Source organism: Deinococcus koreensis (assembly GCF_002901445.1).
Taxonomy (GTDB): Bacteria; Deinococcota; Deinococci; order Deinococcales; family Deinococcaceae; genus Deinococcus; species Deinococcus koreensis.
On sequence record NZ_PPPD01000001.1, the window covers coordinates 2,646,504 to 2,666,548 of the forward strand.

Below are 20,045 nucleotides of genomic sequence, written 5' to 3' on the forward strand. Positions count from 1 at the left end.
ACGCCGCAGGGTCGGACGTCACACTCGGCCCCCGGCCGGACACGGCACACTGGGTCATGACTTCCGTAACAGCTCGTCAGACGGTGGCGTTCCTCCTGACCTGCGCGCTGGGCGCCGGGCTGGGCACGGCGTCCGGGCAGCAGGTTCGTTTCACCCCCGTCCTGAGCGGGCTGGAGCAGGCCACGGCCATCACCCACGCGGGCGACGGCTCGGGGCGGCTGTACATCGCCCAGCAAAGCGGCCTGATCCGCGTGGCCGAGGGGGGCAAGCTGCGGGCCGCGCCGTTCCTCGACCTGAGCGGGCTGACCCGCGCGGGCGGCGAGCGGGGCCTGCTGGGTCTGGCCTTCGATCCGGCCTACAAGACCAACCGCCGCCTGTACGTGCATTACACCGACCAGAACGGCGACACCGTACTCGCCCGCTACGCCGCGGCCGCCGACTTCAGCCGCGCCGATCCCGGCAGCGCCAGGATCCTGTTCACCGCCAAACAGCCCTACGCCAACCACAACGGCGGCCAGCTCGCCTTCGGCCCCGACGGCTTCCTGTACCTGGGCCTGGGCGACGGCGGCTCGGGCGGCGATCCCCAGAACAACGCGCAGAATCTGGCCTCGCCGCTGGGCAAACTGCTGCGCTTCGACGTGAAGGGCGAAGGTGCCAAGCCGGCCGCCGGCAATCCCTTCGCGGGCCGGCAGGGCGCCAACGCGAACGTCTGGGCTTACGGCCTGCGCAACCCCTGGCGCTTCTCCTTCGACCGCGAGAGCGGCAACCTCGTGATCGCGGACGTGGGGCAGAACGCCTTCGAGGAGGTGGACTTCCAGCCCCGTGCCAGCAAGGGCGGCGAGAATTACGGCTGGCGCGTGCGCGAGGGCCGGCAGTGCTACGAGCAGAACTGCAAGGCCGGCGGCTTCCGGGAGCCGGTGCTCGTCTACGGCCGCCAGGAAGGCCAGAGCATCACCGGTGGCTACGTGTACCGGGGCCGCGCCCTGCCCGCCCTGAAGGGCCAGTACGTCTTCGGGGACTTCGCCTCCGGCACCGTCTGGGCCGCGCCCGCCACTGGCACGACCTGGACGAAGCGCACGCTGGGCAAGGTGGAGAGCCCCAGCACCTTCGGTGAGGACGAGGCCGGCGAGGTGTATGTGGCGGAATACGGTTCCGGCCGCATCCTGAAGCTCACGGGCGGCAACTGAGCCTCAGCGGTACTCGACCAGCAGGGGCCGGTGGTCGCTCTCGCGAGCGTCCAGTACCCGGGCGCGCGTGGCCGTCAGCCCCCGGCTCAGCTGGTGGTCGATGCGGGTTTTCAGGCTGGGGAACGTCCAGCCGGGGCCGCGTCCAGCCTGCTCGAAGGCGTCCGGCCCGGCAGCCCGTCGCAGGGCCCGGTAGGTCAGGCCACGCGGCGGGGTGTTCAGGTCGCCGCCCAGCAGGAGCAGGCCGGATTCACCCCCGATCACGTCCAGTACGGTCTCGATCTGCCCGGCCCGCTGCGTCAGGCTGGGCCGCAGCAGCGTGAAGTCGCCGGCCAGGGCGTTCCCGAACTTGAGCCGGCCCGGGTGGGCGTTCACCACGCTCAGCGGCTGTCCCCGCCACCGCACCCGCGTGACCAGCACCTCCCGCCAGTCGGACGGGTAGTTCACCTTGCGCGATGAGATCACCGGCAGCCGGGTCAGCGTGGTCGTCTCGTAGGCGCGCAGCACCCGGTATCCGGGCAGGGCGCGGGCCAGGGCCTCGTCGTAGCCGCCTTCGGCGAAATTGGCCTCCTGCAGCAGGATGATGTCAGCGCGGCTGCCGGCCAGCAGGGCGCCGAGCCTCTGGGGGGTCGTCTGGTACCCGCGCGCCACGTTGAAGGTCAGCACCCGCAGCTCGCCCTGGGTCTGGGGACGCCAGTGCAGCAGGCCGGCGCTCCAGGCCGCCAGCAGTGTTCCGGCCAGGGCCACGGCCAGCCCGCGCCGCCGCGCCAGTGTCCAGAGCACCACCAGCGGGGCGGGCAGCAGCCAGACCAGCGCGGGGGTATAGGCCAGCAGCAGGGTGGGCAGGGTGCGCTCGCCGATCAGATCCGCCGCCGCCCAGATCAGCGCCACACCGATCAGATAGAGCCAAGCCAGTCTGGAACGGAACAGTCGGGAGCGGAACATCGGACGCCAGCCTTTCACAGTGGCGGGCGGAGCGTCACGGCCCTGGGGGCGGCTGTCCAGTCGTCTCTGGGCCATCACCGGGACTCCAGACGCCGGTAGTCCACGACCAGGGGCCGGTGGTCGCTGAGCGTCCAGGGCAAGGTCCGGGTACGGGTCGGCGTCAGGTCGCGGGTCAGCAGATGGTCGATCCGGACGGCCAGCGAGGGGAACGTCCAGCCCGGCCCGCGTCCGGCCAGGTCATGCGCGTCGGGGCCGAAGGCCCTGCGGAGCTGGCGATAGACCGGCCCACGCGGCGGGGTGTTCAGGTCGCCGCCCAGCAGGAGCGGCCCGTGGGGAGAAGTGGCGATGTCCTCCAGCGCCCGAACCTGCGCCGTCCGGGCATCGCGGGTGCGGCGCAGGTAGGCGAAGTCGCCGGCCAGCGCGTCGACGACCTGCACCGTCCCCAGGTGCGCGTTGACCACGGTCAGCGGCTGGCCCTCCCAGCGCAGCGTCGTGACCAGCACGTCGCGGTGGTGGCGCGGCAGGGCCACGCGGCGGCTGTCCAGCAGCGGCAGGCGGGTCAGCGTGGTCACCTCGGTGGCGAGGACGGCCCGGTATCCCGGCAGGCCGTCTTGCAGCGCCTCGCCGAAGTCGGCCCGCGTAAAGTTCGACTCCTGAAGCAGGATCACGTCGGCGTTCAGGCTGGCGAGCTGTCGGGCGAGGTGCTCTGGCGTGGCGCGCCGGCCCTGCAGGACGTTGTAGGTCACGACCCGCAGTGCGCCCTCGGCCTGGGGTCGCCCATGGAGCAGTCCTGCCCCCCACGCGGCCAGCAGCGCTCCCGCCAGCGCCACCCGGCGTCCCTGCCGGCGCCAGAGCGCCCAGCCCACCACCAGCGGCGCCGGCAGCAGCCACAGCAGGGGCGGGGCGTAGGCGAGCAGCAGGGTCGGCAGTGTCCGCTCGCCCACGACCTCTCCCAGCCCCCAGGTCAGGGCGACCAGCAGCAGATAGATCCAGGCGGGGGTCACCGGCGTAGGCTGCCACACGGGCCGGCGGCGGACGTCCATCCAAAGAGAGAGCCAGAGAGAGGGGCGGAGGCTGCGGCCTCCGCCCCATCATCCACAGAATCCTAGCGGTACTGCGCGGCCAGTTCCTTCGCTTCCTCGCGCTGGGCCAGTTCTGTGCGCTGCACCAGGGCCACCGCGTCCGTCAGGGCCTCCTTCAGCTCCGCAATCCCCATGTTCTTCAGGGCACTGACCGGGATGCCGCCCTCGGTGCGCTCGATCTCGCGTTCCAGCACGTCGGGGTCGGCGGCGTCGGCCTTGTTCAGCGCGATCACGGTGGGCAGGCCCACGAAGCCCAGCTCCTCCAGGATGCGGTTGACCGCGTCCAGGCGGGTGTCGGCGCCGGGGCTGGCGGCATCGACCACGTGCAGCAGCACGTCGGCGTCGCCGATTTCCTCCAGCGTGCTCCGGAAGGCCCGCGTCAGGTCTTTGGGCAGGTCGCGGATAAAGCCCACGGTGTCGGTGAGCACGACCGGCCCGACCCCCTCCAGATAGCCCTGGCGGGAGGTGGGGCGCAGCGTGGCGAACAGCTTGTTCTCGGCCAGCACCCGGCGCGGTTCCTCGGCCGCGTGGGTGAAGGCGTTCAGCAGCGTGCTCTTGCCGGCGTTGGTGTACCCGACGATCGAGATGACCGGCACGGCGTTGCGCTCGCGGGTCTTGCGGCGTTCCTCGCGCCGCTGCGCGACCCCTTCGAGCTGCTTTTCCAGAAAGCTGAGGCGGTCGTTGATGCGCCGCCGATCCAGCTCCAGCTTCGTTTCCCCCGGCCCGCGCGTGCCGATGGCGCCGCCCGCCGCGCTGCCCCCGCCGCCCCCGATGCGCGAGAGGGCCGCCCCCGCCCCCAGCAGGCGGGGCTTCATGTAGCGCAGCTGCGCCAGCTCGACCTGCAGCCGAGATTCCACGCCCTGCGCGTGCAGCGCGAAGATGTCCAGAATAAGTTGCGTGCGGTCGATGATCTTCAGGCCCGTGGCGGCCTCGATCTCGCGCGCCTGGGCCGGGCCCAGTTCCTGCCCGAAGATCAGCAGGTCGGCGTCCAGGTGGTAGGCCCGGCTGGTCAGTTCCTCCAGCTTGCCGGCCCCGACCAGCGTGCCGGCCTTCAGGTGGCGGCGGAACACCAGTTCCCTGTGCACGACCTCGGCGCCGGCCGTGCGCGCCAGTTCGGCCAGCTCCGAGAGGCGCTCCTCGGCGTCGAATTCGCCCTGGTCGATCTGCACCAGGATGGCGCGCTCATGGTCTTTTTTCGAGACACGTGTGCGCGCGGCGCGGGCGATTTCCTCCTCCAGCGCCGTGACCTGCGCGCCCAGGTCGAACTCGTCGATCTGGAAGGCGGGCACGGGCGGCAGGATGCGCCAGTCCTCTTCCTCGCCCACCGTGCCGGGCGGCGTGAGGTGGGCGGTGTGCACCAGCCCCGGCTGGCCCTCGCCCCGCACCTCGATGGCGCTCACTGCGTCCAGGCGCCTGAGGAACAGCGTGGAGAGGTCGCCCTTGCTCAGCGCTCCGCCGCGTGGGTGGGTGTGCAGCAGGTGAAAGCCCGCGAGGCGGTTCTCGCCCATGCGGAGGTCGGGCAGTTCGGCGCCCTTGGCGTCGGCCACCGAGACGCTGAGCACGCGGCCGCGCCGGTCGATCAGCACGCTCACCTCGCGGCGGATGTCGTCCGAGAGTTCGGCGAGGTTGCGCGCCAGTTCCGGCGAGCCCACGCGGCCCGGCTCGATGCGGCGGCGGTAGAGGTTGCTCAGGGACTTGATCTGGGCGGGCCTGAGGCCCGAGGTATTGCCAAGCACTTTATCTATGGTGGGTCACTTCCTTGTGGGCAAGAGAAGAGTGTTTGTCGGGTAAAACGCATTCCAGGCCACCCGGACATCGTCCGCGCAGCAGGGTGGGCCTACGTTCTGGCATTGGCCTCATTTTAAGGGAACGGGCCGGCGCCTAACGTGTGCAATCACTTGAAGGTGTTTATGAAGCTCGGCTTGATCATCGTGGGTTCAGGGTAGGGGAGAGGCGGCGCGCGGCGCATCGGCATGGTGGCGTAGGGGAGAGGTCGTGCGGCGCCGGGCGGCTCTCTTCTGCCTGCCGCTGTGGCGCAGTGGACTGTGGAGGGAACGTCCGAACAGTCCATCGTCCCGGCCCTGCGAACCACCCCGGCCGCGGCTCGGCCACCCTTCAGCCGGCGTCTTCCTCCCAGCACCCGGTCTCGCTCGATCCACCGAACGATCCGGTGCCCGGGCGTGAGCTTGATGCCGTGCACCGTCACGGCGGGTTGGGCACACCCTCCACCCTCACCCGGCCTGAAGCCCGCTACACTCCCGAATATGTCCAGCCCCGAGCTGCTTCGTGAGGCCCTGCGTGAGCTGCTGTACGGCCCCGAGGGGCTGCGCGGCCTGTACAGCGAGGCGGGCGCCGGGCTGCTGGCCACGGTTCACGCCTACACCTATGCCCAGGCGGCGCAGCCCCCGGCGCCCGGCCGGCCCACCCCCGCGCAGCTCACGCTGCAGCTCCAGCAGGCGCTGGAACTGGGCGCCGCGCGGCTGGCCGATCCCCACGCCCTGCTGAGCGACCCCCGCGATCCCGAGCAGTGGCGCCCCGAGCACGAGGGGGACTGGCGTGCGGAGCTGGTGGCGCTGGCCCGCGCCGGGGAAGCCTTCTACGGCGCCCTGTACCTGCCGCTGGACGCGGGCGGCTGGCGGGAGGCCCAGGGCACGCTGCTGCAGGCGGTGACGCTCGCGGGCGCCCTGCGCTTTCACCTGCTGAACCTGCGGGCCGGCTGAGGCCGCCCGGCCCAGGCCGTCAGTCCACCCGGCCACATCTACAGGGCAACGCAGTGGGCCTCGCTGGGCCCCGATCAGCGCACACAGTTGCGGCCGTCGTGCTTGGCCCGGTAGAGGGCCTGATCGGCGGCGATGACCAGATCGCTGGCGCTGAATTCCGGCACGCGGGGCAGTGAACTGGAAACCGCGCCGAACGCCGGGCCGGCCACCGTGCCCGGCCTGGAACCGGACGCCGAGCTGGAGACCCCGAAGCTGGCCGTGACCTCGATCTCCGCCATGCGCTGCTCGCCCAGGATGTGGCAGACCTGCTCGGCCAGCGCGCGGGCCTGCTCGGCGGAGCGGGCCGGCAGCACCACCATGAACTCCTCGCCGCCCCAGCGCCCGACCACGCCGCCCAGCGGTTCGGCGCAGCGTCGCAGGGTCAGCGCGAAGGCCCGCAGCACCTCGTCGCCGTGCTGGTGGCCGAAGCGGTCGTTGATCGACTTGAAATGGTCGATGTCGCCCATGATCACGCTCAGGGGCTCGCCATTGACCCGCGTGACCTGCAACTGCTCCTCCATGAGCTGTTCGATGTGGGCGCGGCCATAGATCCCGGTCACCGCGTCGATCCGCGCCGATCTCAGCTCCGCGATGGTGCGCTCGTTGATCAGCATGTTGCTCTCGATCAGCGAGATCAGCATGTAGCTCGTGGCCCCCGAGAGGGTCATGACGAGCAGGGTGGTGATCCAGTCGATGAGCAGGTAGTCGTGCAGAGGCGCGACGCTCAGCAACGCCAGGGCGATGGCGCCCAGGATCGCGCCGCACAGGGCCAGTCCCCGCCGCGCGCCGTACACCAGAAACACGATCGCCATGTTCACGCTCAGCCACAGCGCCAGGTGAAAGGGCATGATGGCCGTCTGCACCGTGTTCCGCACCTCGATCACACTGACCACCAGCAGCGCCAGCAGGTAGGGCCCGTAGATCAGGGTCACGGCGCGCGGCCAGCGCAGGGTCGCCAGCAGGCCCAGCCCGCTGATCAGGAAGCCCAGGTAGCGGTTGGTGTGATCGCCGTTCAGGATGGTGCGCAGGGTCAGCGGCTCGGGGTCGAGTACGGTCGCGCTGACGGTGTACAGCAGGAAGGCCGCGTTGGTCAGCACGACGATCCAGAACCGGATCTCGTGGAGCTGACGCTCCAGCGGTGACGGCCCCGAGCTGTCCGGCAAGGATGTGGCTGCGGTCTTGATGTGAATACAGTAAAGGCAGGGCGTACCCTGGGGCAATCCCTCCGGTGTGGAGGGGGTCGACGTCGCCGGGTCGCCTTAAGGAAACCGGGGGCTGGCCGCCGACCAGAGGATGTTCAGGACGACCGGCCGCCAGGGTCGACCAGGCCATGACCTCTAGAAAGAGCGCCGCCCCCGAAGGAAGCGGCGCCGGCTGGCGAAGAGGGTGGGATTCGAACCCACGGTACAGTTGCCCATACTTCAGTTTTCGAGACTGACCCATTCAACCACTCTGGCACCTCTCCGCACTCGGTAGAGCAATGGGCGAAAGGGAGTGTAGCACAGCTCCCCGCAATGACAACAGGCCCGGCGGCTTGCGCCCTCATGCCGGGCGCGGTATCATCACAAGGTTGAAAACGGCCCGGATTCATGGGTTGCGTCACGGCGTTTTTCGGCACTTGACCGCCCCGGAGCTGATGCTGACAGCTTCACAGGGGGTGTGTGACCACCTCCCGCCCGCTTGAGCCAACCCAGTGCTGCCCCGTACGCGTGGGCAGACGCACACCCTCTCGACACCACCCAGCTAGGAGTGATTTCCCCTGCCTACCACCCAGCAACTGCTCCGTAAAGGTCGCCTGACCCTCCAGAAGAAGAGCAAGGTTCCTGCCCTCAAGGGCAGCCCCTTCCGCCGTGGCGTCTGCACGGTCGTGAAGACCACCACCCCGAAGAAGCCCAACTCGGCGCTGCGCAAGATCGCCCGTGTGCGCCTCTCCAGCGGCTTCGAGGTCACCGCCTACATCCCCGGCGAGGGCCACAACCTGCAGGAACACTCCGTCGTGCTGATCCGCGGCGGCCGTGTGAAGGATCTTCCCGGCGTGCGCTACCACATCGTGCGCGGCTCGCTCGACACCCAGGGCGTGAAAGACCGGAACAAGAGCCGCTCCAAGTACGGCACGAAGAAGCCCAAGGCCGGCGCGGCCGCTGCGGGCGCCAAGAAGAAGTAAGCCTGCCGCGTCGAGCGCGGGGGCTGCGGCTCCGTGCGCTCCGAGCGGGTGAATGGTCAGCGTCCCGCACAGGGGTGATGCCAATGAAGCAAGTCGCGTCCGCCTGAAGTCAGGCGTCGACCTGGAGCGCAGAGCGCCCGGGTCAAGAGTCAAGGGAGAGAACATGGCACGTCGTCGCCAAGCAGAAGTGCGCCCCATCCAGCCCGATCTGGTGTATCAGGATGTGCTGGTCAGCGCGATCATCAACCGCATCATGCAGGATGGCAAGAAGAACCTCGCCAGCCGCATCTTCTACGGCGCCATGAAGCTGGTGCAGGAGCGCACCGGCCAGGAGTCGCTGAAGATCTTCAAGCAGGCCTTCGACAACGTCAAGCCGCGCGTGGAGGTTCGCAGCCGCCGCGTGGGAGGCTCGACCTATCAGGTGCCCGTGGAAGTCGGCCCGCGCCGTCAGCAGAGCCTGACCCTGCGCTGGATGATCAGTGCCGTGGACAGCCGCCCCGAGCGCACCGCCATCGAGCGTCTGGCCGGCGAGATCATGGACGCCGCCCAGGGCCGTGGCGGCGCCATCAAGAAGAAGGACGACATCGAGCGCATGGCGGAAGCCAACCGCGCCTACGCCCACTACCGCTGGTAATCCCTGGTCGAGGGGCTTGTCCCCGAAACCCGAGCGGAGCGAGAAGGGAAGGGCGTTCATCTCACGGAATGGAGCAGCAAGCGGCGCGGTTCCGATTGGTGCGAAATACAGTGGGATGAACGCTGAGATGACGGACAGTCTGCTGTCCCTCTCCTCGCCAAAGCCAGTCTCCGTGACGGTGCCTAGCACCGGAGCGGCTCACCATCAGGGAGTCTCATGACCACCAAAGCCCAGAGCTATCTCACCCACTTCCGCAATATCGGGATCGCCGCGCACATCGACGCTGGCAAGACCACCACCACCGAGCGCATCCTGTACTACACCGGCCGCACCCACAACATCGGCGAGGTGCACGACGGCGCCGCCACCATGGACTGGATGGAGCAGGAGCGCGAGCGCGGCATCACCATCACTGCCGCCGCCACCACCGCCAAGTGGAAGCACTCCGCGACCGGCGAGGAATACACCGTCAACATCATCGACACGCCCGGTCACGTGGACTTCACCATCGAAGTCGAGCGTTCCATGCGCGTGCTGGACGGCGCCGTCGCCGTGTTCGACTCCAGCCAGGGCGTCGAGCCCCAGTCTGAAACCGTCTGGCGCCAGGCCGACCGCTACGGCGTGCCGCGCATCGCGTTCAGTAACAAGATGGACAAGACCGGCGCCAGCTTCGAACTGGTGCTGCGCGACATCAAGGAGCGCCTCGGCGCCATCGCTGCGCCCATCCAGTACCCCATGGGCGAGGAGAGCGAGTTCAAGGGCATCATCGATCTGGTGCGCATGAAGGCCCACACCTACAACAACGATCTGGGCGACGACATCACCATTTCGGAGATTCCCGAGCAGTACATGGGCAAGGTCTCCGAGATGCGGGCCCAGATGATCGAGGCCGCCGCCGAGGTCGACGAAGACGTCATGATGAAGTTCCTGGAAGGCGAGGAGCCGACCGTCGAGGAACTGGTCAAGGCGATCCGCAAGGGCACCATCGAGAAGCGCATCTTCCCGGTGCTGTGTGGCTCGGCCCTCAAGAACAAGGGTGTGCAGCTGCTGCTGGACGCCGTGGTGGATTATCTGCCCAGCCCGCTGGAAGTGCCCGCGATCAAGGGCAAGGTCGAGGACTCCGAGGACACCGTGGAGTTCCCCGCCGACCCCGAGGGCAAGATGGCCGCGCTGGCCTTCAAGATCATGGCCGACCCCTACGTGGGCCGCCTGACCTTCGTGCGGATCTACTCGGGTACCCTGCAGTCGGGCTCCTACGTGTACAACGCCACCAAGGAAAAGCGTGAGCGCGTGGGCCGTCTGCTCAAGATGCACGCCAACTCCCGCGAGGAAGTGACCGAACTGCGCGCCGGGGAACTGGGCGCCGTGATCGGCCTCAAGGACTCGGGCACCGGCAACACCCTGATCGGCGACGGCGACGACCGCGTGCTGCTCGAGAGCATCGACGTGCCCGAGCCCGTGATCAAGCTGGCCATCGAGCCCAAGACCAAGGCCGACCAGGAAAAGATGGGCATCGGTCTGCAGAAGCTGGCCGAGGAAGATCCCACCTTCCGCGTGGAGTCCGACCAGGAAAGCGGCCAGACCACCATCTCGGGCATGGGCGAGCTGCACCTGGAGATCCTGGTGGATCGCCTGAAGCGCGAGTACAAGGTCGATGCCAACGTGGGCGCCCCGCAGGTGGCCTACCGCGAGACCATCACCCGCGCGGTCGACGTGGAAGGCAAGTTCGTGCGCCAGTCCGGCGGACGCGGCCAGTTCGGTCACGTCAAGATCAAGGCCGAGCCCCTGGAACCCGGCAGCGGCTTCGTCTTCGAGAACGCCATCGTCGGCGGCACCGTGCCCCGTGAATACGTCGGCCCGGCCCAGAAGGGCATCGAAGAGGCCATGCAGTCCGGCCCCATGCTGGGCTTCCCGGTGGTGGACATGAAGGTCACCATCTACGACGGCAGCTACCACGAAGTGGACTCCTCGGAAATGGCCTTCAAGATCGCCGGCTCGATGGCCCTCAAGGAAGCCGTGCAGAAGGGCGCCCCCGCCCTGCTCGAGCCCATCATGCGCGTCGAGGTGACCGTGCCCGACGACTTCATGGGCGACATCATCGGCGACCTGAACTCGCGCCGTGGTCAGATCCAGGGCATGGAAGCGCGCGGCAATGCCCAGATCGTGCGTTCCTTCGTGCCCCTGAGCGAGATGTTCGGGTACGCCACCGACATGCGCTCGATGACCCAGGGCCGCGCCTCGTACTCGATGTTCTTCGACCACTACAGCCAGGTGCCCAACAACCTGGCCCAGCAGTTGATGAAGAAGTAAGGACGCCGCCTGGCACAGGGAGGCCCGCCGCAAGGCGGGTTTTTCCTTTGGGATGGATGCGGCGCCCCGGCGCGGAGCCGCGCTACTCTGAAGCCCTATGAGCTGGCCTGAAGACAAGACCACCCCGCAGGCGCCCCAGTCCCTGCCGCCCAGACCGCCCCGTCTGGCCTTCCTGACCGTTCCGTTGCTGGTCGGACTGCTCTACAACGCCATCTCGCTGCTGACCCTGCCCTTCCAGGGCGGGGCGCTGAACGATCTGCTGGCGCAGCTCAACACGGCCTCGGGGCTGCCGCCCGTGCAGCTGACCCCCGCACAGATCCAGCTGACCCTGTGGGTCTCCTTCGTCCTCACCGCCGCGCTAATCCTCTGGCTGTATTTCACGCGGCGGGCCGTGCTGGAGGGGCGTTCCTGGGGCCGGGTCTCCAGCATCGTGATCGGAGTGCTCAGCCTCCTGCTCTTTCCCGTGGGCACGGTGCTGGGCATCTTCATGCTGATCGGGGCCTTCGACCGTCAGGTGGTGGCCTACACGAGTCGTCCGTAGCTACCCAGTGATGAGGGTCGCCCCACCGTGAGCACCCTGATCCTGCTCTGCGGCCTGCCCGGCAGCGGCAAGACCACCTGTGCCCGGCGCCTGGAAGCCCAGGGCGCCGTTCGCCTGGCGTCCGACGACTGGATGGTGCCGCTGTTTGGACAGCACATGGAGCGGGCGGTCTTCGATGCCCGGTTGGCGGTGGTGCGCGAACTGCAGTGGGCGGTGGCCGCCCAGATCCTGCGGGCTGGTTTGGACGTGGTGCTGGACGAGGGCTTCTGGCGCCGCGCCGAGCGGGATGGGGTTCGCGCTCAGGCCTCGGCGCTTGGGGTCGAAGTCCGGCTGCTCTATTTCGATGTGCCCCTGCCCGAGCTTCGCCAGCGGCTCCAGCGCCGCAATGCCGCTCTGGCTCCAGGCACCTTCGAGATCGACGACGCGGCGCTGGATCTGTTCCTGACCCGTTTCGAGCCGCCCGGCGCCGATGAAGGGGCTGTCACGGTGGCGGGGACGGCCGTGCCTGTACCTGAAAACTGAGACTCCCACTTGCTCCAATAGGCAAAATCTTGTACCCTTATTCTTCGGTGCGCCGTGAGTTCACGGCCCTAGGCCTGGTAGTTCCGGCGCAGCGTGCCAGTTGGCGGGACACCGTCCTGGCGAGAACCAACCCAATGTGGGATGCCACCAGAACCCTGCGGTATGCGCGGGGGAAACCCGATCAAAGGGCCGTTTTGGTGTGTGAACCCACCGCTTGGAGGGAGTAGAGAACATGGCGAAAGGAACGTTCGAGCGCACCAAGCCCCACGTGAACGTGGGCACCATCGGCCACGTCGACCACGGCAAGACCACCCTGACGGCCGCCATCACCTTCACGGCCGCCGCGGCCGACCCGACCATCGAGACGATGGACTACAGCCAGATCGACAAGGCCCCGGAAGAAAAGGCCCGCGGCATCACCATCAACACCGCCCACGTCGAGTACCAGACCTCGGGCCGGCACTACTCGCACGTCGACTGCCCCGGCCACGCCGACTACGTCAAGAACATGATCACGGGCGCCGCGCAGATGGACGGCGCGATCCTGGTGGTCTCCTCGGCCGACGGCCCCATGCCCCAGACCCGCGAGCACATCCTGCTGGCCCGTCAGGTGGGCGTGCCCTACATCGTGGTGTTCATGAACAAGGTCGACATGGTCGACGACGAGGAACTGCTGGAGCTCGTCGAGATGGAAGTGCGCGAGCTCTTGAGCAAGTACGAGTTCCCCGGCGATGACCTCCCCGTGGTCAAGGGCTCGGCCCTGCAGGCGCTGGAAGTGCTGCAGAAGAACCCCAAGACCCAGCGCGGCTCGGACAAGTGGGTCGACTACATCTGGGAACTGCTGGACGCCGTGGACTCCTACATCCCCACCCCCGAGCGCGACACGGACAAGCAGTTCCTGATGCCGGTCGAAGACGTCTTCACCATCACCGGGCGCGGCACCGTGGCGACCGGTCGCGTGGAGCGTGGCGTGGTGAAGGTGCAGGACGAAGTGGAGATCGTGGGGCTGCGCGACACGCGCAAGACCACCGTGACCGGCATCGAGATGCACCGCAAGCTGCTGGACTCGGGCATGGCGGGCGACAACGTGGGCGTGCTGCTGCGCGGCGTGGCGCGCGATGACGTGGAGCGCGGGCAGGTGCTGGCCAAGCCGGGCAGCATCAAGCCGCACACCAAGTTCGAGGCGAGCGTGTACGTGCTCTCGAAGGACGAGGGTGGACGGCACTCGGCGTTCTTCGGGGGGTACCGGCCGCAGTTCTACTTCCGCACGACGGACGTGACGGGCGTGGTGGAACTGCCCGAGGGCGTGGAGATGGTCATGCCCGGGGACAACATCACCTTCATCGTCGAACTGATCAAGCCCATCGCCATGGAAGAAGGCCTGCGCTTCGCCATCCGTGAAGGCGGCCGCACCGTCGGCGCCGGCGTCGTCGCCAAGGTTCTGGAGTAAACACAATGGTTGCCCCCAAGATCCGTATCAAACTGCGTGGCTTTGACCACAAGGCGCTGGATCAGTCCGCGAGCAAGATCGTGGACACCGTCCGGCGCACCGGCGCGGACGTGAGCGGCCCCGTGCCCCTCCCGACCCGCATCCGCCGCTTCTGCGTGCTGCGTTCGCCCTTCGTGAACAAGGACAGCCGCGAGCACTTCGAGATCCGCACCCACAACCGTCTGGTGGACATCATGAACCCCACCAAGAAGACCATCGACTCCCTCATGACCCTCGACCTGCCCACCGGTGTGGACATCGAGATCAAGACCGTGGGGGGCCGCGCATGAAAGGCATCCTCGGCACCAAGATCGGCATGACGCAGATCTGGAAGGGCGACCGCGCCGTTCCGGTGACCGTCGTGCTGGCCGGCCCGTGCCCCGTCGTACAGCGCAAGACCGCGCAGACGGATGGCTACGAGGCTGTGCAGATCGGCTACGCGTTCAAGACCGAGCGCAGCGTCAACAAGCCCACCGCCGGGCACTTCAAGAAGGCCGGCGTGACCCCCGTGCGCTTCCTGCGCGAGTTCCGCGATTTCACCCCCGACGGTGACACCGTGAATGTGGACATCTTCGCCGAGGGCGAGAAGATCGACGCGACCGGCACCTCCAAGGGCAAGGGCTTCCAGGGCGTCATGAAGCGCTGGAACTTCAAGGGCGGCCCGGCCAGCCACGGTTCCAAGAAGTGGCACCGCCGTCCCGGCTCCATCGGCCAGCGCAAGACGCCCGGCCGCGTGTACAAGGGCAAGCGCATGGCCGGTCACATGGGGATGGACCGCATCACCGTGCAGAACCTGGAGATCGTGGAGATCCGCGCGGGCGAGAACCTGATTCTCGTCAAGGGCGCGATCCCTGGCGCCAACGGCGGACTCGTCGTGCTGCGCGGCGCGTCCAAGGGAGGCAAGTAATGGCGCAGATTGACGTCATCGGCGTGAACGGCGGTCGCAAGATCGACGTGGAACTGCCGGAAGTAAACAAGAACATCCTGCACGACGTCGTGACCTGGCAGCTGGCCAGCCGCCGCCGGGGCACCGCGAGCACCAAGACCCGCGCGCAGGTCAGCCGGGGCGGCAAGAAGATGTACTCCCAGAAGGGCACCGGCAACGCGCGTCACGGCGACCGCTCCGTCCCGACCTTCGTGGGCGGCGGCGTGGCCTTCGGGCCCAAGCCCCGCTCCTACGGCTACACCCTGCCCCGGCAGGTGCGTCAGCTGGGTCTGGCGATGGCCCTCGCGGCCCGTCAGGACGAAGGCAAGCTGGTCGCGGTCGACGGCTTCGACCTCGACGGCAAGACCAAGAACTTTATCGCCTGGGCCGGCCAGAACGGCATGGACGGCACGGAAAAGGTGCTGCTGGTGACCGATGACCTGGCCGCCCGCCGCGCCGCGCGCAACATCCCCTGGATCAGCGTGATGGCCGTCGCCGGCGTCAACGTCTACGACATCCTGCGCCACGACCGTCTGGTGATCGACGCCGCCGCGCTGGAAATGAGCGACGAGGACACCCAGGCCAGCAGCGAGGAGGCCGGAGCATGAGCCACTACGACATTCTTCAGGCCCCGGTGGTCAGCGAGAAGGCCTACGCCGGCATGGAACGCGGCGTGTACTCCTTCTGGGTCAGCCCCAAGGCGACCAAGACGGACATCAAGGACGCCATCCAGAAAGCCTTCGGTGTGAAGGTCATCGGGATCAGCACCATGAACGTGCCGGGCAAGCGCAAGCGCGTGGGCAAGTTCATCGGTCAGCGCAACGACCGCAAGAAGGCCATCGTGCGCCTCGCCGAAGGTCAGAGCATCGCGGCCCTTGAAGGCCAGGCCTAAGGAGATTTGGAACATGGCCGTCAAGAAATACCGTCCCTATACGCCGTCACGTCGCCAGATGACGACGGCGGACTTCAGCGGACTGACCAAGAAGCGACCTGAGAAGGCGCTCACCGAAGCCCTGCCCAAGACCGGCGGACGCAACAACCGCGGCCGCATCACCAGCCGCTTCATCGGCGGCGGGCACAAGCGGCTGTACCGCGTCATCGACTTCAAGCGCCGCGACAAGGCGGGCGTGCCGGCCAAGGTCGCCGCGATCGAGTACGATCCCAACCGCTCCGCGCGCATCGCCCTGCTGCACTACGCCGACGGCGAGAAGCGCTACATCCTGGCTCCTGAAGGGCTCGTGGTGGGCGCGACCGTGAACGCCGGCCCGGAGGCCGAGCCCAAGCTGGGCAACGCCCTGCCGCTGCGCTTCGTGCCGGTGGGCGCCGTGGTGCACGCGGTCGAACTGATCCCCATGAAGGGCGCTCAGCTGGCCCGCTCGGCCGGCACCTCGATCCAGGTGCAGGGCAAGGAAAGCGATTACGTGATCCTGCGCCTGCCCAGCGGCGAGCTGCGCCGCATCCACTCGGAGTGCTACGCCACCCTGGGCACCGTGGGCAACGCCGAGCACAAGAACATCGTGCTGGGTAAGGCCGGCCGCTCGCGCTGGCTGGGCAAGAAGCCGCATCAGCGTGGCTCGGCCATGAACCCGGTGGATCACCCGCACGGCGGTGGTGAAGGCCGCACCGGCGCTGGCCGCGTGCCCGTCTCGCCCTGGGGTCAGCCCAGTAAGGGTCTCAAGACCCGCAAGAAGCGCAAGGTCTCCGACCGGTTCATCATCACCCGCCGCGGCGGGAAGTAAGGAGGGTAGCGTATGCCCCGTAGCCTGAAGAAAGGGCCGTTCGTGGACGACCACCTCCTGAAGAAGGTGGACGTTCAGAACGACTCGAAGACCAAGAAGGTCATCAAGACCTGGAGCCGCCGCTCCACCATCGTGCCCGAGATGATCGGCCACACCATCGCCGTGCACAACGGCAAGCAGCACATCCCGGTGTTCGTGAACGAGCAGATGATCGGCCACAAGCTCGGTGAGTTCTCGCCCACCCGCTCCTACCGGGGGCACGGTTCCGAGAAGTCCGCCAAGGGGAGCAAGAAGAAATGACCGCTCCAGCCCCTGAACAGACCTTCCGCAACAAGAAGCAGCGCAAGCAGCAGGTCAAGCTGCGCCGTCCCGGCTACGCCGTGGCGAAGTACGTGCGTATCAGCCCCCGCAAGGTGCGCCTGGTGGTCGACGTGATCCGTGGCAAGTCCGTGCGCGACGCCGAAGACCTGCTGCGCTTCATCCCGCGCGCGGCCTCCGAGCCGGTCATGAAGGTGCTCAACAGCGCCAAGCACAACGCGCTGCACAACGACGAGATGCTCGAAGACCGCCTCGTGATCACGGCGGCCTACGTGGACGCCGGTCCGACCCTCAAGCGGCTGATCCCCCGCGCACGTGGCACCGCGAACATCCTCAAGAAGCGCACCAGCCACATCACCATCATCGTGGGCGAGCGCGAAGCTGCCCGCCGGGGGAAATAAGCTATGGGCAACAAAATCAACCCGAACGGCTTCCGCCTGGGCATCACCCGGGGCTGGAACAGCCGCTGGTACGCTGGCAAGAAGCAGTACGCCGGCCTGCTGCGCGAGGACGAGAAGATCCGTAACCTCGTGAACAAGGAACTGGCTGCCGCCGGCATCGCGCGTATCGAGATCGAGCGCGCGGGCCAGCAGGTCAACGTGATCATCTCCGCCGCGAAGCCCGGCATCGTGATCGGCAAGGGCGGCGACTCCATCAAGAAGCTGCGCGGCGACATCGAGAAGCTGGTGTCCGCCGGCACGGTGGCCGTGAACGTCGCCGAGATCCCCAACCCGAACATCTCCGCGCCGCTGGTGGCGCTGCGGATCGCCGAGCAGATCGAGCGCCGCTTCGCCTTCCGCCGCGCCATGAAGCAGGCCGCCCAGCGCGTCATGGAGTCCGGCGCGCGCGGCGTCAAGGTCGTGCTCTCGGGCCGCCTGGGCGGGGCCGAGCAGGCCCGCCGCGAGACCGTGCGCGAGGGCCGCGTGCCGCTGCACACCCTGCGCGCCGACATCGACTACGGCACCGCGCTGGCCCGCACCACCTACGGCATCCTGGGCATCAAGGTCATGGTGTTCAACGGTGAGGTCATCGGCGGCAAGACCGAGTCCTTCGCCCGCCCCCAGCGCAAGCAGGACGAGCGCCGCCCCGAAGGTGGCGACCGCCCCAACCGTCGCCGGCCCACTGCCCGCCGGCGCACCGGAGGTGAATGATGCTTCTCCCGAAGCGCACCAAGTTCCGTAAACAGCACCGTGGCCGGATGACCGGCGACGCCAAGGGCGGCGATTACGTGGCCTTCGGCGACTACGGTCTGATCGCCGTGGAGCCCGCCTGGATCAAGAGCAACCAGATCGAGGCCTGCCGCATCGTCATGAGCCGTCACTTCCGCCGTGGGGGCAAGATCTACATCCGCATCTTCCCCGACAAGCCCGTGACGAAGAAGCCCGCCGAAACCCGAATGGGGAAAGGGAAGGGCGCCGTGGAGTTCTGGGTCAGCGTGGTCAAGCCCGGCCGCGTGATGTTCGAAGTCTCTGGCGTGACCGAGGAGCAGGCCAAGGAAGCCTTCCGCCTGGCCGGTCACAAGCTGCCCATCCAGACCAAGATGGTCAAGCGCGAGGTCTACGATGAAGCCCAGTGAAATGCGTGAACTGAAGGCGGAGGATTTCGCCAAGGAAATCGACGCCCGCAAGAAGGAACTGATGGAGCTGCGCTTCCAGGCGGCCGTGGGCACCCTGGCCCAGCCGCACCGCGTGACCATTCTGCGCCGCGAAGTCGCTCAGCTCCACACCATCCGGACGGAGCTGGCCAAGGGAGAGCAGGCATGAAGAAGACCTTTACCGGCGTCGTCGTCAGCGACAAGGCCGATAAGACCGTGAGCGTCAAGGTGGAGCGCCGCTTCGCCCACCCGCTGTACGGCAAGATCGTGACCCGCAGCCACAAGTACGCGGCCCACGACGAGAAGAATGAATACAAGATCGGTGACCGCGTCGAGATCATCGCCGTGCGCCCGATCTCCAAGACCAAGACCTGGAAGGTCACCAAGCTGATCGAGCGCCCCCGCGGCATCGAGACCACCGCCGTCGAGACGGAAGGGGGCCAGGCATGATCATGCCCCAGTCCCGCCTGGACGTGGCGGACAACTCCGGCGCCCGCGAGATCATGTGCATTCGCGTGCTGAACTCCGGCATCGGCGGCAAGGGCCTGACCACCGGGGGCGGCGGCAACAAGCGCTACGCCCACGTGGGTGACATCATCGTCGCCTCGGTCAAGGACGCCGCCCCGCGCGGCACCGTGAAGGCCGGCGACGTCGTCAAGGCCGTGGTCGTGCGCACCAGCCACGCCATCAAGCGCGCCGACGGCAGCACCATCCGTTTCGACAAGAACGCCGCCGTCATCATCAACAATCAGGGCGAGCCGCGTGGCACGCGCGTCTTCGGGCCAGTGGCCCGTGAGCTGCGCGACCGCCGCTTCATGAAGATCATCTCCCTGGCCCCGGAGGTGCTGTAATGCCCCGTCCTAGCGCCGGAAGCCACCACAACGACAAGCTGCACGTGAAAAAGGGCGACACCGTGATCGTCCGCAGCGGCAAGCACAAGGGCCAGACCGGCAAGGTGCTGCTCGCGCTGCCCCGCGACCAGAAGGTCGTCGTGGAAGGCGTGAACATGGTCACCAAGAACGTCAAGCCCTCGGCCGGCAACCCCCAGGGCGGCCAGGAACAGCGCGAGCTTGCCCTGCACGCCTCCAAGGTCAGCATTGTCGATCCCGAGACCGGCAAGGCCACCCGTATCCGTAAAACAGTCGTGGACGGCAAGAAAGTCCGTGTCGCGGTCGCCAGCGGCAAGAACATCGACTGACCACTCCGGGCCGCTCCCCGCCGAGACCGGCGGACACGGAGCGGCCTGAGCGGCGCTCGCTGAAAAACTGCGAGACCGCTCGAAGGAACCCATATGCAACAGCTCAAGCAGAAATACAACGAACAGGTTCGCGCCGCGATGATGCAGCAGTTCGGCTACTCCTCCGTGATGGCCGTGCCCCGCATCGAGAAGATCGTGGTGAACGAGGGCCTGGGCTCTTCCAAGGAGGACTCCAAGGCCATCGACAAGGCGGCCAAGGAACTGGGCCTGATCACGCTGCAAAAGCCCATCATCACCAAGGCGAAGAAGAGCATCTCGAACTTCAAGCTGCGCCAGGGGATGCCCGTGGGTATCAAGGTCACGCTGCGCGGTGAGCGCATGTACGTGTTCCTGGAGAAGCTGATCAACATCGGCCTGCCGCGGATCCGCGACTTCCGTGGGATCAACCCCAACGCCTTCGACGGCCGCGGGAACTACAACCTGGGCATCAAGGAACAGCTGATCTTCCCGGAGATCACCTACGACATGGTGGACAAGACGCGCGGAATGGACATCACCATCGTCACCTCCGCCAAGACCGATGAGGAAGCCCGCGCGCTGCTCCAGGCGATGGGCCTTCCCTTCCGCAAATAAGGACGGAT

26 protein-coding genes and 1 tRNA gene are annotated in these 20,045 nt (G+C 67.5%); 22 read left to right on the top strand and 5 right to left on the bottom strand.

Annotated features, from left to right (window positions below; translation table 11 throughout):
- The first annotated feature begins 56 nt into the window (after positions 1-56).
- On the top strand, positions 57-1,187 hold the full coding sequence (locus CVO96_RS12500; RefSeq protein ID WP_103312515.1) for a PQQ-dependent sugar dehydrogenase: 1,131 nt from the start codon (positions 57-59) through the stop codon (positions 1,185-1,187).
- Between the two features lie 3 nt (positions 1,188-1,190).
- Here CVO96_RS12500 and CVO96_RS12505 read toward each other — a convergent pair whose 3' ends face one another.
- From CVO96_RS12505 to hflX, 3 genes are all read right to left on the bottom strand, one after another.
- Positions 1,191-2,129, bottom strand: coding sequence for an endonuclease/exonuclease/phosphatase family protein (locus CVO96_RS12505; protein ID WP_243398339.1), 939 nt, complete (start codon positions 2,127-2,129; stop codon positions 1,191-1,193).
- 74 nt (positions 2,130-2,203) lie between these two features.
- Positions 2,204-3,133: an endonuclease/exonuclease/phosphatase family protein gene (locus tag CVO96_RS12510; protein WP_243398340.1), complete on the bottom strand. Its 930-nt coding sequence runs from the start codon at positions 3,131-3,133 to the stop codon at positions 2,204-2,206.
- A gap of 101 nt (positions 3,134-3,234) precedes the next feature.
- On the bottom strand, positions 3,235-4,947 hold the full coding sequence (gene hflX / locus CVO96_RS12515; protein ID WP_207795311.1) for a GTPase HflX: 1,713 nt from the start codon (positions 4,945-4,947) through the stop codon (positions 3,235-3,237).
- A gap of 528 nt (positions 4,948-5,475) precedes the next feature.
- Here hflX and CVO96_RS12520 point away from each other — a divergent pair.
- The gene (locus CVO96_RS12520; protein ID WP_103312517.1) at positions 5,476-5,931 is read left to right on the top strand and encodes a hypothetical protein; all 456 of its coding nucleotides are present in this window, start codon (positions 5,476-5,478) and stop codon (positions 5,929-5,931) included.
- A gap of 74 nt (positions 5,932-6,005) precedes the next feature.
- Here CVO96_RS12520 and CVO96_RS12525 read toward each other — a convergent pair whose 3' ends face one another.
- On the bottom strand, positions 6,006-7,133 hold the full coding sequence (locus tag CVO96_RS12525; RefSeq protein ID WP_133161794.1) for a GGDEF domain-containing protein: 1,128 nt from the start codon (positions 7,131-7,133) through the stop codon (positions 6,006-6,008).
- Between the two features lie 212 nt (positions 7,134-7,345).
- A tRNA-Ser gene (locus CVO96_RS12530) sits at positions 7,346-7,435 on the bottom strand.
- A gap of 294 nt (positions 7,436-7,729) precedes the next feature.
- Here CVO96_RS12530 and rpsL point away from each other — a divergent pair.
- From rpsL to rplE, 20 genes are all read left to right on the top strand, one after another.
- The gene (gene rpsL, locus CVO96_RS12535) at positions 7,730-8,134 is read left to right on the top strand and encodes a 30S ribosomal protein S12 (RefSeq protein ID WP_103312519.1); all 405 of its coding nucleotides are present in this window, start codon (positions 7,730-7,732) and stop codon (positions 8,132-8,134) included.
- Positions 8,135-8,297: 163 nt separating this feature from the next.
- Entirely contained in the window at positions 8,298-8,768 is a 471-nt protein-coding gene (gene rpsG, locus CVO96_RS12540) for a 30S ribosomal protein S7 (protein WP_103312520.1), read from the top strand.
- 216 nt (positions 8,769-8,984) lie between these two features.
- Positions 8,985-11,078 (top strand): elongation factor G, encoded by a 2,094-nt coding sequence (gene fusA / locus CVO96_RS12545; protein ID WP_103312521.1) that lies wholly within the window; start codon positions 8,985-8,987, stop codon positions 11,076-11,078.
- 97 nt (positions 11,079-11,175) lie between these two features.
- On the top strand, positions 11,176-11,619 hold the full coding sequence (locus tag CVO96_RS12550) for a hypothetical protein (protein WP_103312522.1): 444 nt from the start codon (positions 11,176-11,178) through the stop codon (positions 11,617-11,619).
- Positions 11,620-11,646: 27 nt separating this feature from the next.
- Complete coding sequence (locus CVO96_RS12555) at positions 11,647-12,141, top strand: P-loop nucleotide/nucleoside kinase family protein (RefSeq protein WP_103312523.1); 495 nt, start codon at positions 11,647-11,649, stop codon at positions 12,139-12,141.
- Positions 12,142-12,373: 232 nt separating this feature from the next.
- Complete coding sequence (gene tuf / locus CVO96_RS12560; RefSeq protein WP_103312524.1) at positions 12,374-13,591, top strand: elongation factor Tu; 1,218 nt, start codon at positions 12,374-12,376, stop codon at positions 13,589-13,591.
- Positions 13,592-13,596: 5 nt separating this feature from the next.
- Positions 13,597-13,920 (top strand): 30S ribosomal protein S10, encoded by a 324-nt coding sequence (rpsJ, locus tag CVO96_RS12565; RefSeq protein ID WP_014685998.1) that lies wholly within the window; start codon positions 13,597-13,599, stop codon positions 13,918-13,920.
- Positions 13,917-14,537 (top strand): 50S ribosomal protein L3, encoded by a 621-nt coding sequence (gene rplC, locus CVO96_RS12570; RefSeq protein WP_103312525.1) that lies wholly within the window; start codon positions 13,917-13,919, stop codon positions 14,535-14,537. The genes rpsJ and rplC overlap by 4 nt, the downstream gene beginning before the upstream one ends.
- A complete protein-coding gene (gene rplD, locus CVO96_RS12575; RefSeq protein WP_103312526.1) occupies positions 14,537-15,163 on the top strand; it encodes a 50S ribosomal protein L4 in 627 nt (208 codons plus the stop codon). The genes rplC and rplD overlap by 1 nt, the downstream gene beginning before the upstream one ends.
- The gene (locus CVO96_RS12580; RefSeq protein ID WP_103312527.1) at positions 15,160-15,447 is read left to right on the top strand and encodes a 50S ribosomal protein L23; all 288 of its coding nucleotides are present in this window, start codon (positions 15,160-15,162) and stop codon (positions 15,445-15,447) included. Before rplD ends, CVO96_RS12580 begins: the two co-directional genes overlap by 4 nt.
- A gap of 13 nt (positions 15,448-15,460) precedes the next feature.
- Complete coding sequence (gene rplB, locus CVO96_RS12585) at positions 15,461-16,294, top strand: 50S ribosomal protein L2 (RefSeq protein ID WP_103312528.1); 834 nt, start codon at positions 15,461-15,463, stop codon at positions 16,292-16,294.
- A gap of 12 nt (positions 16,295-16,306) precedes the next feature.
- Entirely contained in the window at positions 16,307-16,594 is a 288-nt protein-coding gene (gene rpsS / locus CVO96_RS12590) for a 30S ribosomal protein S19 (protein ID WP_103312529.1), read from the top strand.
- Entirely contained in the window at positions 16,591-17,013 is a 423-nt protein-coding gene (gene rplV, locus CVO96_RS12595; RefSeq protein WP_103312530.1) for a 50S ribosomal protein L22, read from the top strand. Before rpsS ends, rplV begins: the two co-directional genes overlap by 4 nt.
- Positions 17,014-17,016: 3 nt before the next feature.
- Positions 17,017-17,763, top strand: coding sequence for a 30S ribosomal protein S3 (gene rpsC, locus CVO96_RS12600; RefSeq protein WP_103312531.1), 747 nt, complete (start codon positions 17,017-17,019; stop codon positions 17,761-17,763).
- The gene (rplP, locus tag CVO96_RS12605; RefSeq protein WP_165795290.1) at positions 17,763-18,188 is read left to right on the top strand and encodes a 50S ribosomal protein L16; all 426 of its coding nucleotides are present in this window, start codon (positions 17,763-17,765) and stop codon (positions 18,186-18,188) included. Before rpsC ends, rplP begins: the two co-directional genes overlap by 1 nt.
- Positions 18,175-18,375: a 50S ribosomal protein L29 gene (gene rpmC, locus CVO96_RS12610; RefSeq protein ID WP_103312533.1), complete on the top strand. Its 201-nt coding sequence runs from the start codon at positions 18,175-18,177 to the stop codon at positions 18,373-18,375. Before rplP ends, rpmC begins: the two co-directional genes overlap by 14 nt.
- Positions 18,372-18,656 carry a 30S ribosomal protein S17 gene (gene rpsQ / locus CVO96_RS12615; RefSeq protein ID WP_103312534.1) on the top strand — a complete coding sequence of 95 codons (285 nt, stop codon included), beginning with the start codon at positions 18,372-18,374 and terminating at the stop codon, positions 18,654-18,656. The genes rpmC and rpsQ overlap by 4 nt, the downstream gene beginning before the upstream one ends.
- Positions 18,653-19,057 carry a 50S ribosomal protein L14 gene (gene rplN, locus CVO96_RS12620; protein WP_103312535.1) on the top strand — a complete coding sequence of 135 codons (405 nt, stop codon included), beginning with the start codon at positions 18,653-18,655 and terminating at the stop codon, positions 19,055-19,057. Before rpsQ ends, rplN begins: the two co-directional genes overlap by 4 nt.
- Positions 19,057-19,404 carry a 50S ribosomal protein L24 gene (gene rplX / locus CVO96_RS12625; protein ID WP_103312536.1) on the top strand — a complete coding sequence of 116 codons (348 nt, stop codon included), beginning with the start codon at positions 19,057-19,059 and terminating at the stop codon, positions 19,402-19,404. Before rplN ends, rplX begins: the two co-directional genes overlap by 1 nt.
- Positions 19,405-19,497: 93 nt before the next feature.
- Positions 19,498-20,037: a 50S ribosomal protein L5 gene (rplE, locus tag CVO96_RS12630; RefSeq protein WP_103312537.1), complete on the top strand. Its 540-nt coding sequence runs from the start codon at positions 19,498-19,500 to the stop codon at positions 20,035-20,037.
- The last annotated feature ends 8 nt before the right edge of the window (positions 20,038-20,045 follow it).

Excerpts from the sequence above, each read along its gene's own strand:
- CVO96_RS12500 (WP_103312515.1), top strand. The coding sequence starts at position 57 with ATGACTTCCGTAACAGCTCGTCAGACGGTGGCGTTCCTCCTGACCTGC.
- CVO96_RS12505 (WP_243398339.1), bottom strand. The coding sequence starts at position 2,129 with ATGTTCCGCTCCCGACTGTTCCGTTCCAGACTGGCTTGGCTCTATCTG.
- CVO96_RS12520 (WP_103312517.1), top strand. The coding sequence starts at position 5,476 with ATGTCCAGCCCCGAGCTGCTTCGTGAGGCCCTGCGTGAGCTGCTGTAC.
- rpsG (WP_103312520.1), top strand. The coding sequence starts at position 8,298 with ATGGCACGTCGTCGCCAAGCAGAAGTGCGCCCCATCCAGCCCGATCTG.
- fusA (WP_103312521.1), top strand. The coding sequence starts at position 8,985 with ATGACCACCAAAGCCCAGAGCTATCTCACCCACTTCCGCAATATCGGG.
- CVO96_RS12550 (WP_103312522.1), top strand. The coding sequence starts at position 11,176 with ATGAGCTGGCCTGAAGACAAGACCACCCCGCAGGCGCCCCAGTCCCTG.
- tuf (WP_103312524.1), top strand. The coding sequence starts at position 12,374 with ATGGCGAAAGGAACGTTCGAGCGCACCAAGCCCCACGTGAACGTGGGC.
- rpsJ (WP_014685998.1), top strand. The coding sequence starts at position 13,597 with ATGGTTGCCCCCAAGATCCGTATCAAACTGCGTGGCTTTGACCACAAG.
- rplC (WP_103312525.1), top strand. The coding sequence starts at position 13,917 with ATGAAAGGCATCCTCGGCACCAAGATCGGCATGACGCAGATCTGGAAG.
- rplD (WP_103312526.1), top strand. The coding sequence starts at position 14,537 with ATGGCGCAGATTGACGTCATCGGCGTGAACGGCGGTCGCAAGATCGAC.
- CVO96_RS12580 (WP_103312527.1), top strand. The coding sequence starts at position 15,160 with ATGAGCCACTACGACATTCTTCAGGCCCCGGTGGTCAGCGAGAAGGCC.
- rplB (WP_103312528.1), top strand. The coding sequence starts at position 15,461 with ATGGCCGTCAAGAAATACCGTCCCTATACGCCGTCACGTCGCCAGATG.
- rpsS (WP_103312529.1), top strand. The coding sequence starts at position 16,307 with ATGCCCCGTAGCCTGAAGAAAGGGCCGTTCGTGGACGACCACCTCCTG.
- rplV (WP_103312530.1), top strand. The coding sequence starts at position 16,591 with ATGACCGCTCCAGCCCCTGAACAGACCTTCCGCAACAAGAAGCAGCGC.
- rpsC (WP_103312531.1), top strand. The coding sequence starts at position 17,017 with ATGGGCAACAAAATCAACCCGAACGGCTTCCGCCTGGGCATCACCCGG.
- rplP (WP_165795290.1), top strand. The coding sequence starts at position 17,763 with ATGCTTCTCCCGAAGCGCACCAAGTTCCGTAAACAGCACCGTGGCCGG.
- rpmC (WP_103312533.1), top strand. The coding sequence starts at position 18,175 with ATGAAGCCCAGTGAAATGCGTGAACTGAAGGCGGAGGATTTCGCCAAG.
- rpsQ (WP_103312534.1), top strand. The coding sequence starts at position 18,372 with ATGAAGAAGACCTTTACCGGCGTCGTCGTCAGCGACAAGGCCGATAAG.
- rplN (WP_103312535.1), top strand. The coding sequence starts at position 18,653 with ATGATCATGCCCCAGTCCCGCCTGGACGTGGCGGACAACTCCGGCGCC.
- rplX (WP_103312536.1), top strand. The coding sequence starts at position 19,057 with ATGCCCCGTCCTAGCGCCGGAAGCCACCACAACGACAAGCTGCACGTG.
- rplE (WP_103312537.1), top strand. The coding sequence starts at position 19,498 with ATGCAACAGCTCAAGCAGAAATACAACGAACAGGTTCGCGCCGCGATG.